Raw genomic sequence first — 15,117 nt, forward strand, 5'->3', positions numbered from 1 at the left:
GCTATTTGACGGTGGGCAGATCCGGGCTGGACACGTCATACGTCTGACCCGGCTGAGTCAGCAGCGCGCCCAGCTTGAGCGCCTTCTCCTCGGTGCGGTCGGTGGTGCCCCACACCACCGTTCTGCCGTCGATCAACGTCAGCGTGATCGCGGCTACCGACGGCGCGGCGATGCGGCCGACCTGTCCGGCCACCTCGGGGCGCAGCGCGGTCATCACCTGTAACGCCGCCTTCGTCGGGGCGTCGCTGGGCCCCGGGTTGTCGGTGTCCAGATAGGGCACGCCGGCGGGCGGCGGTGCCGTCGCGAAATCGACGCCGTCCTTGTCGAACAGGTGCGGGCCGTCCGGATAGTCCTTGACCACGACGGGGATTCGCTCGGTGACGGTGACGCGCAACGTCGACGGGTACTGCCGCTGAACGCGCGCGGTGGCCACCCGCCGGATCGCCGCGACGCGCTCGGCCACCGCGTCGGTGTCGACCTGCAGCAGCGGTGTGCCGGGTTGTACCGCGGCGGCGGCGATCACCTCGTCCTGTGTCGCCGCGCCCAACCCGACCACGACGATGTTGCGCGCAGACATGATCGGCGTGAAGTACAGCAGCAGGCCGAGGCCGACCACGACGACGCTGATCAGCGCCGACCACATCAACACCTTCAGGCCCCGAACCGCCCGGCGGCCAAGCTTTTTCGAGTCGTCGGCTGGCCCGCCCATGACGCGGCGCTTCGCCTCCCGGCGGGCATTCTCGATCGCCATCGCCCTGGCCTGCGCGGCGCGGCGCTCCTCGCGCTCCCGCCGGGCCCGCCGTCGCGGCCCCTCGTAGTCGGCCGCGGCGGCAGGTGGCAACGTCTCCTGCGGGGCGCCCGCCTCGCTTGCGTCCTGATCAGTCGATTCGGTCGGCTCGGTCATCGGAGCGCTTTCCCCGACCCGCCCGGTGCGCTGCGGTTGGCCTTGATGCGAAGCTCGGCAAGGATTTCCTTGCCGAGCACCGTGACATCGCCTGCGCCCATGGTGATGACGACGTCGCCGGGATCGGCGGCGGCGGCCACCTTCTCCGCCACCGCGGAGAGGTCCGGCACGTAGGTCACGGGTGCGGTGACGTGGTCGACGATCATCGCGCCGCTGACGCCCGCCATCGGTTGTTCACGGGCGGCGTAGACGTCGAGGACGAACACTTCGTCGGCTTGGCTGAGGGCCTGCCCGAACTCGCGGGCGAAAGTCGCTGTCCGCGAATACAAGTGCGGTTGGAAAACGACGATGGAGCGGCCGGCGAATCCGGGGTCGCCCTGCTGAGCGACCGCGCGCAGAGCGGTGATCGTGGCGGCCACCTCGGTCGGGTGATGCGCGTAATCGTCGAAGACCCGCACCCCGTTTGTGGTGCCGACCAGTTCGAACCGTCGCCGCACCCCCTCGAAATTGGCCAGCCCGTCGAGCACCCCGTCGACGGGCGCGCCGATGTGGGTGGCCGCCAGCAGCGCACCGAGAGCGTTGAGCGCCATGTGCCTGCCAGGCACCGACAGCCGCATCACCCGGGGGTGCGTTTCCCCCTCGAGCCGGATGTGGGCGACCGCGCCGGTGCCCTGCTGTTCCCAACTCAACAGTGTGCCCGCCAGCTGTTGCGTCGGGTCGCTTCCGTACCGCAGCACCCGAATGCCAAGCGCGGCAGTGCGTTCGGCAAGACCGGCGGCACCGGCGTCGTCGGTGCAGACCACCAGAACGCCACCTGGTTTCAGACGCTCGACGAAGCCGTCGAACACCGCGCTGTAGGCCTCGGCGCTGCCGAAGAAGTCGAGGTGGTCGGCCTCGATGTTGGTGACCACGGCGACGTCGGGGGTGTACTCCAGCAGCGATCCGTCACTCTCGTCGGCCTCGGCGACGAAACAGTCGCCGCTGCCGTGGTGGGCGTTGGTGCCCGCCTCGCCGAGATCGCCTCCCACCGCGAACGACGGATCAAAGCCGCTGTGCTGCAACGCCACGATCAACATCGACGTCGTCGTCGTCTTGCCGTGGGTGCCGGTGACCATCAGCGTGGTGTGCCCGGCCATCAGCTTGGCCAGCACCACAGGCCGCATGATCACCGGAATGCCGCGGCGACGCGCCTCCACCAGTTCGGGGTTGGTCTTGGGAATGGCGGCGTGTGTGGTGACCACCGCGGTCGGTCCGCCCGGCAGCAGGTCCAGCGACGACTCGTCGTGTCCGATCCGGATCGAGGCGCCGCGGGCGCGCAGCGCGATCACCCCGCGCGATTCCTTGGCGTCCGAACCGGACACCATGCCGCCCCTGTCGAGCAGGATGCGCGCGATACCGGACATCCCGGCTCCGCCGATGCCGACCATGTGCACCCGCTGCAGCTCTTCCGGTAGCGAATTGCCGTTCATCGCAACCGCTTTCTCGCGACTTCGAGCGCCACTTCGGCGACTCGCTGCGCCGCGTCCCTGTGCCCGGCGAGCGCGGCGGCGGCGGTCATCGCCTGCAGCCTGGCGTCGTCGTTGAGCAGGCCGGTCACCGTGTCCGCGACGAAGGCCGGGCTGAGGTCGGCGTCGTCGACCAGCAGACCGCCGCCTGCGGTGACCACGGGCAGCGCGTTGAGTCGTTGTTCGCCGTTGCCGATCGGAAGCGGCACGTACACCGCGGGCAGGCCGACGTCGGTCACCTCGGCGACCGTCATGGCCCCCGACCGGCAGACCGCCAGGTCGGCCGCCGCATATGCCAGGTCCATCCGATCCAGATACGGCACCGCGACGTACGGCGGGTCGCCGTCGGCGGGTTCGCTAAGGTCGAGGGTGTTCTTCGGGCCGTGCGCGTGCAGCACCGAAATGCCAGCGGCGGCAAGGTCTTTCGCAGCACCGGCGACGGCCTGGTTGATTCGCTGCGCGCCCTGGGAGCCGCCTGTCACCAGCAACACCTTGGCGTCCTCGGCGAAGCCGAAGTGGGCCCGCGCCTGGCTGCGTAGCGCCTTGCGGTCCAGTGCCGTGATCGATGCGCGCACCGGCACCCCGACGACCTCGACGCGCTTCAACCCGGGATCGGGGACCGCCGACAACACCCGTTGTGCGGAGCGCGCCCCCACCCGGTTGGCCCACCCGGCGCGCGCGTTGGCCTCATGCACCACGACGGGAACGCGACGCCTCAGCGGCCCGCCGCGGGCGGCCAGGTACGCGGGCAGTGCGACGTAGCCGCCGAAGCCGATCACCACGTCGGCGTCTACGTCGTCGAGCACTGCCCGGGTTTGCCGGACCGCGCGTCGCACCCGCAGCGGCAACCGCACCAGGTCACCCGAGGGCTTGCGAGGCAGCGGCACGGGGGTGATCAACTCGAGGCGATATCCGCGCTCGGGCACCAGTCGCGTTTCCAGGCCACGCTGGGTGCCCAGCGCCGTGATGCGAATCTCCGGGTCGAGCGCGGTGAGCGCGTCGGCCACGGCCATGGCGGGCTCGACATGCCCTGCCGTGCCGCCGCCCGCAAGGACGACTGACGTGCTCACCCGTAACGCTGACCTTCCAATGTTCGCGCCCGGCGCGGTCGCTGGGCGCCTCCATGATGCCCTGCGCGCCGACCCTGCCGGTCGGCCGGTTGGGATTTGCGCTTCTTGGCGGGCGCGGGCTTGCGGTCCGGTTTGCGCTCGGGTTTGCGCGGTGCCTTGGCGGAGCCCGCGCCGGGCTTGGTGCGCAACCGGTCGCGCAACGCCTCGGTCTTGGTCGGCACGTACGGCTCCGGCAGCGGCAGCCGCAACAACCGGTTGACCCGGTCGTCGCGCCCCGCACGCAGCGCGGCTACCGCCTCTGGTTCGTGCCTGGCCGCATTCGCCATGATGCCGATGATCAAAAGTGTTGTCGCGGTTGATGTTCCGCCCGCTGAGATGAGCGGTAGCTGGAGTCCGGTGACCGGCAGCAGGCCGACCACGTAGCCGACGTTGATGAACACCTGACCCATCACCCACAGCGTCGCGGTGGCGGTCAGCAGCCGGAGGAACGGGTCGGCGGAGCGCCGCGCGATCCGCATGCCGGTGTAGCCGAACAACCCGAACAGACACAGCAACCCGACGGCCCCGACGAACCCGAGTTCCTCGCCGATGATCGCGAAGATGAAGTCGTTGTGGGCGTTGGGCAGGTAGTTCCACTTGGCGGTGCCCTGCCCGAGTCCGTCGCCGAACACGCCGCCGTTGGCCAGGGCGAACCGGGCCTGGCGTGCCTGGTAGCCGGAGCCCTGCGAGTCGGCGCCCGGGTTGAGCCAGGACTGCACCCGGTCGGATCGGTATCCCTCGGAGACCGCCAGCACGGCCGCTGAGGCAATGACCGCGAGCAGTGAGGACAAGAACACCCGCAGCGGCAGGCCCGCGTACCACAGCAGGCCGAGCAGAATGATGCCGAGCGACACCGTCTGCCCCAGGTCGGGCTGCGCGACGATCAGCGCCAGCGCGATCACCGCGGCGGGCACCAGCGGGATCAGCATCTCGCGAAGTGAGGCATGCTCCATGCGCCGCGCCGCGAGCAGATGCGCACCCCAGATGGCGAATGCGATCTTGGCCAGTTCGGACGGCTGCATGGAGAACCCGGCGATCACGAACCAGCCGCGGGAACCGTTGGCTTCGGTGCCGATGCCCGGGATCAGCACCAGCACGAGCATCACGATGGTGAGCGCGAAGCCGGTGAACGCCAGCCTGCGCATCAACTGCACGGGCATGCGCAGCGCGACGTAGAAGGCAAGTAATCCCACAACGGTCCACAGCACCTGCCTGGCGAAGATCGCCCACGGTGAGCCGTCCTCGTCGTAGCTGTGCACGCCCGAGGCGGACAACACCATGGTCAGGCCAAGCGTGATGAGCAGCGCGGTGACCGCGATGATGAGGTGGAACGATGTCATCGGCCGGCCGAGCCACGCGCCGAATCTGGTCCGCGGCGCGGGCGCCTCGGCCGTGACGACACCGGCCTCGGACCCGTCGCTGCCCGGTTCGGTGTTCGGCTTCGTACGCCGGTGCCGCAACCGGCTCAGGATGTTGCTCACCGGCGGCTACCGGATCAGTGCGGACACGGCGGCGGCGAACGCATCGCCGCGCTGGCCGTAGCCGCTGAACTGGTCGAAGGACGCACCGGCCGGGGCCAGTAACACGGTGTCGCCGGGAGTCGCCAAGCCGCGGGCGGCGTCGACGACCTCAGTCATCAGTCGAGTCACATTTACCCCACGCACCCCAGAATCCTCCCCCGTCACAACCTCCACGACGGGTACATCCGGGGCGTGTCGCGATAACGCATCCCGGATCAGGTTCCGGTCGCGACCGATCAACACCACTCCGACCAGGCGATTCGCCACTGCAACAACCAGTTCGTCGACCGAGGCGCCCTTCAGCAGACCACCGGCGATCCACACCACCCGCGGATAGGCGGTGATCGACGCCTGCGCCGCGTGCGGGTTGGTGGCTTTGGAGTCGTCGACGTAGCTGACGCCGTCGACGTCACCGACCACCTGCGCGCGGTGCTTACCAACTTCGAAGTCGCGCAGCGCGGCGGCGATGGCCTCCGGTGGCACGTCGACGGCGCGGGCCAGCGCCGCGGCGGCCAACGCGTCGAGCACCCCCACCGGGCCCGCCACCGGAATGGCGGCGGCGTCGACGAGCGGCACGTCGTCGCCGAACGCGTTGTCGACGAGCACCCCGTCGCGCACACCCAACTCCCCCGGCCCCGGTTCACCGAGCCGGAAGCCGACCCGCACACCCGCGGCAGCGCGAGGCAGCAGGCCGGCAGCGACCGGGTCGTCGAGTCCGACCACGGCGACGCGGCCGTCGAGCACCCTGGCCTTGTCGCGGGCGTAGGCCTCCATAGACCCGTGCCAGTCGAGGTGATCCTCGGCGACGTTGAGCACCGCGCCCGCCTCCGGGCGCAGCGACGGCGCCCAGTGCAGTTGGAAGCTGGACAGCTCGACGGCCATCAACTCGGCCCTCTGCTCGAGCACATCGAGCACCGGGTCGCCGATGTTGCCGCACAGCAGCGCGCTGCGGCCCGCGGCGACCAGCATCGCGTGCAACATCGACGTGGTCGTGGTCTTGCCGTTGGTGCCGGTCACGACGAGCCAGCGACGCGGCTGCCCGAACCGGCCGGAAACGTCCAGCCGCCAAGCCAATTCGACATCGCCCCAGATCGGCACGCGCGCTGCCACTGCCGCGGCAGGCACCGTCGCGGTCGGCGGCAGGCCGGGGCTGGTGACCACCAGGTCGAAATCGGTTATCCGCTCGGCGGCGCTGGCCGCGTCGATGACCGCGACGCCGTTCTGCGCGAACTCGGTCAGCATCGACGGGCTGTCGTCGGTCAGCGTGGCGCGCGCGCCGAGCGGCGTCAGCGCGGCCAGGATCGCGCGGCCGGTGACGCGGGCACCGGCGACGAGAACCTTGGCCCCTGACAGCTCCACGTCAGGCTCCGACAGTGGTCAGCCACTCGCTGTAGAAGAGCGCGACCCCAAGACCACACGCGATCGCCGTGAGCAGCCAGAACCGGATGATGACGGTGGTCTCCGCCCAGCCGACGAGTTCGAAGTGGTGATGAAACGGCGCCATCCGGAAGACACGGCGCCCAGTGGTGCGAAACGCCATGATCTGCACGACGACCGACGTCACCTCGGCCACGAACAGCGCGCCGAGCACGACGGCCAGCATCTCGGTGCGGCTGGTCACCGACAGCCCGGCGATGATGCCGCCCAGCGCCAGCGACCCGGTGTCGCCCATGAAGATCTTGGCGGGCGCGGCGTTCCACCACAGGAAGCCGATGCAGGCGCCCGCGGTCGCCGCCGCGATGATCGCGAGGTCCAGCGGGTCGCGCACGTTGTAGCAGCCGAGGCCGGGGCTGGTGGCGCAGGCGTTGCGGAACTGCCAGAACGTGATGAGCACGTATGCCGCGCACACCATGGCCATCGCGCCCGCGGCGAGGCCGTCGAGGCCGTCGGTGAAGTTCACCGCGTTCGACCAAGCGCTGACGATCACGATGCAGAACAGCACGAAGATCGCCGGAGCCAGGGTGACGGTGGCGATCTCGCGCACATACGACAGTTCGGGGCTGCCCGGCGTCAGCCCGTCGGCGTTGCGGAACTGCAGGGCCAGCACGCCGAACAACACGGCGGCCGCCAGGATGCCGATCGTCTTGGCGGTCTTGTTCAGCCCCAGATTCCGGGCCCGGCGGATCTTGATCAGGTCGTCGACGAACCCGACGGCGCCCAACGCGGTGGCGAGGAACAGCACCAGCCAGCCCGACGCCGACGGTCCTTTGCCGTCCATCACGACGCCGATCAACTGGGTGCCCAGGTAACCCGCCCAGATGCCCGCCACGATCGCGACGCCGCCCATCGACGGGGTGCCGCGCTTCTTGTGGTGGCTCGGCGGCCCGTCCTCGCGGATCTCGTGGCCGAACCCCTGGCGGGTGAACAACTTGATCAGCAGCGGTGTGAGCAGGATCGACACCGTCAGCGCGATGCCGACGGCGATGAGGATCTGCCTCATCGGCGAGCCTCAGCGGTCAGCGCGTCGCCCAGCGCACCCAGCCCTGCCGCGTTCGAGGCTTTCACCAGCACCACGTCGCCGGCCTGCAGTTCGGCCTGAAGCAATGCCAGCGCGGCGTCGGCGTCGGCGACCATGGTGACCTCGGAGCCCCACGATCCCTCCATCACCGCCCCGTGGTGCATGGCGCTCATAGCCCTCCCGGTTCCCACGACGACGAGTCGAGACACATCTAATCGCACCGCCAACCGGCCGATGCGGTCATGCTCGGTTATCGCAGCGTCGCCGAGTTCGGCCATCTCACCGAGCACCGCCCAACTGCGCCGCTTCCCGCCGCCCTCGCGGGCGATGGCGGCCAGCGCCTTCAGCCCCGCCGCCATGGAGTCCGGGTTGGCGTTGTAGGCATCGTTGATGACGGTCACACCGTCGGCGCGGGTGGCCACCTGCATCCGGTGTTTGGACACCGGGGCGGCCGCGGCCAGCGCGGCGGCGACCTGGTCGAGCGTCGCACCGCACTCGAGCGCGACGGCCGCCGCGCACAGCGCGTTGGACACCTGATGGTCGCCGTGGACGGCCAGCGCGACGTCGATCTGCCCGGCTTCGGTGTGCAGGGTGAACCGAGGCCGGGCCAGCGCGTCGAGCGTGACGACGTCGGCCCGCACATCGGCGGTGGCCGATCGACCCACCCGCACCACCCGCGCGGACGTCTGCTCGGCCATCGCGCCCACCGCGCTGTCGTCGACGTTGAGGATCACCACGCCCGACGCTGGAACTGCTTGCGGCAGTTCGGCTTTGGTCGCAGCGATGGCCTCCCTGGAGCCGAATTCGCCGAGGTGCGCGGTGCCGACGTTGAGCACGACGGCGATCGACGGCGGTGCGATCTCGGCCAGCGCCGCGATGTTGCCGGGATGGCGCGCCGACATCTCCAGCACCAAGTAGTCGGTGGACTCGGTGGCGCGCAGCACCGTCCACGGGTGGCCGAGTTCGTTGTTGAAGGAACCCGGCGGTGCGACCACTTCGCCCAGCGGCGCGAGCACCGCGGCCAGCAGATCCTTTGTCGACGTCTTCCCCGACGAACCGGTGATCCCGACGATCGTCAGACCGCCCGCGACCAATTCCGCCGCGACCGCCTGTGCCAGTCGCGCCAGCGCCGCGAGCACTGCGGCGCCCGATCCGTCGGTGTCGTGTTCCAACACGCTCGCCCCGGCATCGCGGGCGGGCGCGGAGTCGACCACGATCGCGGGTACCCCCACCGGACGTGCGGCCAGCACCGCGACGGCGCCCGCGTCGACGGCGGCGGCGGCGAAGTCGTGGCCGTCGGACCGCGCGCCGGGCAGAGCGAGGAACAGCGAGCCGGGAGTGACTGCGCGCGAATCGAATTCAACGGTTCCCGTGATGCGCGTGGTCTCCGCCTTGTGCGGCGAGATGTCGGCGAGCCTGCCGCCGACCATGTCGGCGACCTGGGCCACGGTCAGCTCGATCACGGCCTCGGCCTTCGCGCTTCGAGGGCCTGCGCGAGTTCGACGCGGTCGTCGAACGGCTTGGTCCGCCCGCGGCTGGTCTGGCCCGCCTCGTGGCCCTTGCCCGCGATCAGCACCACGTCACCATGTTGCGCCCATGCCACCGCATGGTCGATCGCCTCACGGCGGTCGCCGATCTCGACCACCTGGGCCGCGCCCTGTTTGGCGCCGGCCACGATCGCCGCCCTGATCGCGGCGGGTTCCTCGTCGCGGGGGTTGTCGTCGGTGACCACCACCAGATCGGCCAGTTCGGCCGCCACTCGGCCCATCGGCTCCCGCTTGCCGGGGTCGCGGTTGCCGCCGGCGCCGAACACGACGGCGAGCCTGCCGTCGCTCTGCGCCCGCAGCGTCTCGAGGACCGCACGCAGCGCCCCCGGCTTGTGCGCGTAGTCGACGAGCGCGAGGAAGCCCTGCCCGCGGTCGATCGGTTCGAGTCGGCCGGGCACCGTGGCGGTGCGCAGTCCCGGCGCGGCCTGCTCCGGCGACACCCCGACCGCGTCCAGCAGCGCGATCGCCAGCAGGCAGTTGCCGACGTTGTAGCGGCCCGGCAGCCCGATCCGCAGTCCGTGGTGCACCCCCGCCGGGTCGACGGCGAAGAACTCCTGGGCGCCGAGATCGACGGTGGTGATGTCCTCCACCCGCCAGTCGGCGTCACGTCCGGTGGCGCTGACCGACACCGGCTGGTGCGCGACCCTGACCATCTGACGTCCCGCGTCGTCGTCGATGCAGATCACGGAAAGCGTTGCGTGCGTCGGTGATTGGGGGTCGAACAGCCGCGCCTTGGCGTCGAAGTAGTCCTGCATCGTCGGATGGAAGTCGAGGTGGTCGCGCGACAGGTTGGTGAAGCCGCCGACCGCGAAATGGACGCCGTCGACGCGGCCCAAGACCAGCGCGTGGCTGGACACCTCCATCACGACGGTGTCGACGCCCTGTTCGACCATCACCGCCAGCAGCGCCTGCAGGTCGGGCGCCTCCGGCGTGGTGAGCGCGCTGGGCTGCTCGCGGCCGTCGATGCGGACGCCGACGGTGCCGATCAGGCCGGCCACCCGGTCCGCCGAGCGCAGGCCCGCCTCCACCAGATACGTCGTCGTGGTCTTACCGGACGTGCCCGTCACGCCGATCACCCGCAGCCGGTCCGACGGATGTCCGTAGACGGCGGCCGCCAATTCGCCGAGCACCGAACGCGGCTCGGGGTGCAGCAGCACAGGCACGTCGACGTCGGCGCCCATCGCGTCGACACCCTGCGGGTCCGTCAGGACGGCGACGGCGCCGCGCGCCACCGCGTCAGCGGCATAGCGCCCGCCGTGCGCCGACGCGCCAGGCAGCGCCGCGAACAGGTCGCCGGGCTGCGCGTTCTGGCCCCGCAGCGTGACGCCGGTGACCTGGACGTCCGGCACGGCTCCTCCGCCTGCGGGCACTGCCCGCACCTGCTGCGCCAATCGCCCCAGCAGTTCGCCGACAGGATGAGTGGGACGCAGGTTCATGGCGTAGACACCCTACCGACCTGGCCGCGCAGGCCACGTCGGTCAGGTGGCTTGCAGCGTCAGCGGCGGGCCCGGGTCGGGTGACAACGGCACGTTCTCCCGCTGCAACAGCCAGGCGGCGATGTTGTGGAACAGCGGTGCCATCGTGGTGCCGCGCTGGCCGTCGGCGGTGCGTTGCGGGTTGTCGGCCATCACCCCGATCACGTAGCGGGGGTTGTCGGTGGGGACCATGCCCGCGAACGTGATCCAGTAGACGTCGTCGTAGTAGCACCCGCAGCTGGGGTTGATCTGCTGTGCGGTGCCCGTCTTGCCCGAGATCTGGTAGCCGTCGACAGCGCCCTGTGAGCCGGTGCCCTGCTGGACGCCCGTCGGATCACGCTGCAGCGTCGCGCGCAGCATCTGGCGCACCGTCTGCGCGGTCTGCGGCGACACCACGCGCACACCCTGCGGCAGTGGCTCGTCCTTGCGCGTGCCGTCTGGGGCGATGGTGGTCTTGACGATGCGCGGCGGGATACGCACCCCGTCATTGGCGATCGCCTGGTACATCGCGGTCATCTGCAGCAGGGTCATCGAAAGACCTTGCCCGATGGGCAGGTTGGCAAATGAGCTGCCCGACCACTGGTCGATGGGCGGTACCAGACCTGCGCTCTCACCGGGCAGTCCGACGCCGGTACGCTGGCCGAGCCCGAACTTGTTGAGCATGTCGGCGTAGCGCTGCGGTCCGATCCGCTGGGCCAGCATCAGTGTGCCGACGTTCGACGACTTACCGAAGATACCGGTGGTGGTGTACGGCGTGACCCCGTGTTCCCACGCGTCGTGCACGGTGATGCCGCCCATTTCGATCTCACCGGGTACCTGCAACACCTCGTCGGGACTGGACAGCCCGAATTCGATCACCGAGGCCGCGGTCACGATCTTGTTCACCGAGCCCGGTTCGAACGGCGACGACACCGACGGGTTGCCGAGATCCCGGTCGGACTGGCGGCCGATGTCCTGCGACGGGTCGAACGTGCTGTCGTTCGCCATCGCAAGCACCTCACCGGTTTTCGTGTCGAGCACGACGGCCGAAACGTGCTTGGCGCCGGACATGTCCTTGGCCTGCTGCACCTGCTGCTGGACGTAGAACTGGATGTCGTCGTCGAGGGTCAGCATCACCGTCGACCCGTCGACCGCGTCATGACGGTTGCGGTAGCTGCCCGGGATCACCACACCGTCGGAGCCGCGGTCGTAGGTGACCGAACCGTCGGTGCCTGCGAGCGAGGCATCAAGCGAATCCTCCAGTCCGAGCAGGCCATGGCCGTCCCAGTCGATGCCGCCGACGATGTTCGCCGCCAGTGATCCACCGGGATATTGGCGCAAATCCTGCCGCTCCGACCCGACTTCGGGGAACTTGGTGGTGATGGCGTCGGCGATGGCGGGATCGACCGCGCGCGCCAGATACACGAACGACTCGTTGCTCTTGAGCTTCTTGAGCACGGTCGCGGCATCCGGTTTGTTGTTGAGCCGCAACGCCACTTCGGCGGCGATGTCGCGCAGTCGCCGCTGCGGGTCCGGTGCCCCTGGGGTTTTCGCCTTGGTCTCTTCGAGTTGCTTTCGGATCTTGACCGGCTGGAAGGTCAGCGCCCGCGCCTCGATGGTGAAGGCCAGCTTGTCGTTGTTGCGGTCGACGATCGCACCGCGGACGGCTTTCTCCACATCAGTGACCTTGAGCTGTCCGGCGGCCTCGGCGCGCAAACCCGACGCGCGCGGCACCTGCAACATGAACAGCTGCGCGGCGGCAACCACCAGCACCAGGAAGATGACCGCGTTGCCTGCTCGATGCCGGAACACGAACGATGCACTGCGCAAACCCTTTTCGGCGGCGGCCTGCCGGGTCCGGCGGGCTTTCGCGGGACGTTCCTGGCCGGCTTGGGCCTTCTTGCCTTTCGGCGCGCCGGGGACACGGCCCCGAGGAGTTGGCCGGCTCATGCGGGCGGTGCGGGCACGTCGGCGGGCGCAGGTGCGGTGACCGCGGGGCCGAGCGCAGGCACCTGACCGGTGACCCCGTGCGGCACCTCCGCGCCGGGCGGCGTCGCCAGCGGACCCGCCCCCGGCACCGCCCCTGGCACCGGCACCGAACGCTCGACACCCGGCAGCGGAGCGGGCAACGGGGTGCGCGTTGGCATCCGGACGGTGAGCTCGCGCGGATCCACCACGCGCGGGGCCGGCGGGGCAGGCGGTGGCGGCGGGGCGTCCTCGGGCAGCGGGGTGTTCAGTGGTGGCGGCGCGACGCCCTGCGCGGGCTTGGGCGTACCGACCACCACCCAGTTGCCAGACGCATCCTGGACCAGATGCGCGGTGTCACGTGAGGGGATCATGCCCAGATTGCGGGCCGCCTCGGCGAGCGCGGGCGCGGCCTGCGCTTCGAGCACCTGGCGTTCCAACGCTTCCTTCTGTTGCAGCAGAGCCTGATTCGTCTCGCGGACGTGGCCGAGCTCATACGAGCGTTCCGCGGCGTCTGTCGACAGCCACAGCGTGACGCCGAGCCCGAGACCGAGCGAGGAGATGACCAGCACGACGAACGGCACCCGCGCGACAAGCGTTCGCGGGTTCAGGTCGATCGACGCCAGCCTGACGATGACACGCTCGCGCAGCGGCGGGCGGACGACCTTGGGCGCCTTCGCCTTTCGCGCCTTGGCTCGCGCTTTGGCCTGGCTGGTGTTTTTCGGCCGCGCGGGCGCGTCCGTCGGCCGGGGAATGGGGTTGGTCGCGGGCGCCGAGCGCTGCGGCCGCTGCTCACGCGTTGGCTTGCGCCTGCGGGGTTGGGCGTCGGCCTGCCTGCGCGTGGCGTTGCGTCCGGTGCGACGCGATTCGTCACCACCGCGAACCGGCACCGGCTTGCGTGCCTTCATGGTCAACCCCCCACCTTTTCCAGTGCCCGTAGCCGTACCGACGCGCTACGCGGATTGAGTTCGATCTCTTCGGCGCCCGCACGTTCGGCTCCGCGAGTCAATGCGATGAATTCCGGCCCGTGGCCCGGTAATTCGACCGGCAGTCCCGGTGGGGTGCGAGACGAGGTGGCGGTGGCGAACTGGTTCTTCACGATGCGGTCCTCCAGCGACTGGTAGGCCATCACCACGATCCGGCCGCCGGGGGTCAATGCGTTCATGGCCGCGGGCAGGGCGTCCCGCAGCGAGTCCAACTCGCCGTTGACGACGATGCGCAGCGCCTGGAACGTGCGCTTGGCCGGATGCCCGCCGGTGCGCCGGGCGGGCGCGGGAATCGCTTGATACAGCAACTCGACGAGCTCGCCGGTGGTGGCGAACGGCCGCTGCGCGCGGCGGCGGACGATCTGTGCGGCGATGCGACTCGCGAACCGCTCCTCGCCGAACTCCCGCAGCACCCGGCTCAGTGTCTTCTCGTCGTAGGTGTTGATGACCTCGGCCGCGGTCAGGTCCGCGTCGGGATCCATCCGCATGTCCAGCGGTGCGTCGGCAGCGTAGGAGAAGCCGCGCGCGGTGCGGTCGAGTTGCATCGACGAGACGCCGAGGTCGAACAGGATGCCGTGCACTCGACTTGCCCGGTAACCGGTTTCGGCCAACACCCGTTCGATGCCGTCGAATCGGGTGCGCACCAGCACGACCCGGTCACCGAACCGCGCCAACCGCTCGCCCGCGATCCACAGTGCGTCCGGGTCGCGGTCGAGGCCGATGAGCCGCAGACCGGGCAGTTCGGTCAGGAAGCGCTCGGCGTGTCCGCCCGCACCCAGCGTCGCGTCGATCAGCACTGCGCCCTTGCCGTCGGCGTGTTCGCGGGTGAGCGCCGGCTTGAGTAACTCGACACACCTGTCGAGCAGGACGGGAATGTGTGGGTGTTCGCCTGAATTCGCGTCCATCGCAACCTCTTTGATGAAGGCCCCTGCACCGAGGTCCCTGTCCGAGGTCGCGGACCTGACGTCGGGGAAGTACGTCAGGGCCGGTTCGGGCAGAGGCCACGATGCACGGGCAAGGTGCGGGTCGGCCACCTCAAATGATGTCGGAGAGAGCTTCATCGGTGGCCGCGGAGAAGTTCTCTTCGTGCGTCTGCTGGTAGGACTGCCATGCCGAGGAGTCCCAAATCTCCAGGTAGTCAACCGATCCGATCACCACGCAGTCCTTCGACAGGTTCGCGTAGCGGCGGTGGTCGGCTGACAACGTGATCCGACCCTGGGCGTCGGGGTGCTGTTCATCGGTGGCGGCGGCCAGGTTACGAAGGAATGCGCGCGCCTCCGGATTGCTGCGCGAGGCCTGCGATGCCCGTCGAGCCAGCTTTTCGAACTCGGCGCGCGGGTAGACGGCGAGGCTGTGATCTTGGCTCTTGGTGACCATCAACCCTCCTGCCAGCGCGTCGCGGAACTTGGCGGGCAGCGTGAGCCGCCCCTTGTCGTCGAGCTTCGGCGTGTAGGTGCCCAGAAACATCTGGCCTACCTCCAACCACCCTGCCTATCAACAGAGCCCCGGTCGCTCCGTTGTCCGCCACTTTACCCCACAATCCCCCACATTGCTCCATTTGATAGCAAAACTTGGCCGAATGTCCCCACTACGCCCCCACATCGAGGCGTTTTGCCAGGGGTTAGCGCCACGCGCAGGGCCGGGCGCAGGGTAAAACTGCAGGTAAACA

The 15,117-nt window shown here is 69.6% G+C and carries 12 protein-coding genes; all 12 read right to left on the bottom strand.

From position 1 onward, the window contains the following. Position 1: 1 nt before the first annotated feature. From A5724_RS08230 to mraZ, 12 genes are read right to left on the bottom strand one after another with little or no spacing between them, the layout of a single operon-like run. Entirely contained in the window at positions 2-904 is a 903-nt protein-coding gene (locus A5724_RS08230) for a cell division protein FtsQ/DivIB (protein ID WP_067799070.1), read from the bottom strand. After that, positions 901-2,373 carry a UDP-N-acetylmuramate--L-alanine ligase gene (gene murC, locus A5724_RS08235; RefSeq protein ID WP_067799073.1) on the bottom strand — a complete coding sequence of 491 codons (1,473 nt, stop codon included), beginning with the start codon at positions 2,371-2,373 and terminating at the stop codon, positions 901-903. Before murC ends, A5724_RS08230 begins: the two co-directional genes overlap by 4 nt. Next, the gene (gene murG / locus A5724_RS08240; protein ID WP_232004748.1) at positions 2,370-3,422 is read right to left on the bottom strand and encodes an undecaprenyldiphospho-muramoylpentapeptide beta-N-acetylglucosaminyltransferase; all 1,053 of its coding nucleotides are present in this window, start codon (positions 3,420-3,422) and stop codon (positions 2,370-2,372) included. The genes murC and murG overlap by 4 nt, the downstream gene beginning before the upstream one ends. A gap of 53 nt (positions 3,423-3,475) precedes the next feature. Continuing rightward, the gene (gene ftsW / locus A5724_RS08245) at positions 3,476-4,999 is read right to left on the bottom strand and encodes a putative lipid II flippase FtsW (protein ID WP_067799076.1); all 1,524 of its coding nucleotides are present in this window, start codon (positions 4,997-4,999) and stop codon (positions 3,476-3,478) included. Between the two features lie 6 nt (positions 5,000-5,005). Beyond that, entirely contained in the window at positions 5,006-6,397 is a 1,392-nt protein-coding gene (gene murD / locus A5724_RS08250; protein ID WP_369830615.1) for a UDP-N-acetylmuramoyl-L-alanine--D-glutamate ligase, read from the bottom strand. 1 nt (position 6,398) lies between these two features. After that, positions 6,399-7,478 (bottom strand): phospho-N-acetylmuramoyl-pentapeptide-transferase, encoded by a 1,080-nt coding sequence (gene mraY, locus A5724_RS08255; RefSeq protein WP_067799082.1) that lies wholly within the window; start codon positions 7,476-7,478, stop codon positions 6,399-6,401. Further along, positions 7,475-8,959: a UDP-N-acetylmuramoyl-tripeptide--D-alanyl-D-alanine ligase gene (gene murF / locus A5724_RS08260; protein ID WP_067799085.1), complete on the bottom strand. Its 1,485-nt coding sequence runs from the start codon at positions 8,957-8,959 to the stop codon at positions 7,475-7,477. Before murF ends, mraY begins: the two co-directional genes overlap by 4 nt. Further along, positions 8,956-10,479 (bottom strand): UDP-N-acetylmuramoyl-L-alanyl-D-glutamate--2,6-diaminopimelate ligase, encoded by a 1,524-nt coding sequence (locus tag A5724_RS08265; protein WP_067799088.1) that lies wholly within the window; start codon positions 10,477-10,479, stop codon positions 8,956-8,958. Before A5724_RS08265 ends, murF begins: the two co-directional genes overlap by 4 nt. 42 nt (positions 10,480-10,521) lie before the next feature. Continuing rightward, on the bottom strand, positions 10,522-12,447 hold the full coding sequence (locus A5724_RS08270) for a penicillin-binding protein 2 (protein ID WP_067799091.1): 1,926 nt from the start codon (positions 12,445-12,447) through the stop codon (positions 10,522-10,524). Then, the gene (locus A5724_RS08275) at positions 12,444-13,370 is read right to left on the bottom strand and encodes a hypothetical protein (protein WP_067799094.1); all 927 of its coding nucleotides are present in this window, start codon (positions 13,368-13,370) and stop codon (positions 12,444-12,446) included. The genes A5724_RS08270 and A5724_RS08275 overlap by 4 nt, the downstream gene beginning before the upstream one ends. Positions 13,371-13,372: 2 nt before the next feature. Beyond that, positions 13,373-14,509: a 16S rRNA (cytosine(1402)-N(4))-methyltransferase RsmH gene (gene rsmH, locus A5724_RS08280; protein WP_197518590.1), complete on the bottom strand. Its 1,137-nt coding sequence runs from the start codon at positions 14,507-14,509 to the stop codon at positions 13,373-13,375. Next, positions 14,484-14,915, bottom strand: a complete 432-nt coding sequence (mraZ, locus tag A5724_RS08285; protein WP_067799096.1) for a division/cell wall cluster transcriptional repressor MraZ — start codon at positions 14,913-14,915, stop codon at positions 14,484-14,486. Before mraZ ends, rsmH begins: the two co-directional genes overlap by 26 nt. Positions 14,916-15,117 lie beyond the last annotated feature (202 nt).

The organism is Mycobacterium sp. ACS1612, assembly GCF_001667505.1.
In the GTDB taxonomy this organism is placed as follows: Bacteria; Actinomycetota; Actinomycetes; order Mycobacteriales; family Mycobacteriaceae; genus Mycobacterium.

What these genes read in the sequence shown, in the direction of transcription:
- A5724_RS08270 (WP_067799091.1), bottom strand. Translation starts at nt 12,447, where the DNA reads ATGAGCCGGCCAACTCCTCGGGGCCGTGTCCCCGGCGCGCCGAAAGGC.
- murG (WP_232004748.1), bottom strand. Translation starts at nt 3,422, where the DNA reads ATGGCCGTGGCCGACGCGCTCACCGCGCTCGACCCGGAGATTCGCATC.
- rsmH (WP_197518590.1), bottom strand. Translation starts at nt 14,509, where the DNA reads ATGAAGCTCTCTCCGACATCATTTGAGGTGGCCGACCCGCACCTTGCC.
- A5724_RS08275 (WP_067799094.1), bottom strand. Translation starts at nt 13,370, where the DNA reads ATGAAGGCACGCAAGCCGGTGCCGGTTCGCGGTGGTGACGAATCGCGT.
- mraY (WP_067799082.1), bottom strand. Translation starts at nt 7,478, where the DNA reads ATGAGGCAGATCCTCATCGCCGTCGGCATCGCGCTGACGGTGTCGATC.
- mraZ (WP_067799096.1), bottom strand. Translation starts at nt 14,915, where the DNA reads ATGTTTCTGGGCACCTACACGCCGAAGCTCGACGACAAGGGGCGGCTC.
- A5724_RS08265 (WP_067799088.1), bottom strand. Translation starts at nt 10,479, where the DNA reads ATGAACCTGCGTCCCACTCATCCTGTCGGCGAACTGCTGGGGCGATTG.
- A5724_RS08230 (WP_067799070.1), bottom strand. Translation starts at nt 904, where the DNA reads ATGACCGAGCCGACCGAATCGACTGATCAGGACGCAAGCGAGGCGGGC.
- murC (WP_067799073.1), bottom strand. Translation starts at nt 2,373, where the DNA reads ATGAACGGCAATTCGCTACCGGAAGAGCTGCAGCGGGTGCACATGGTC.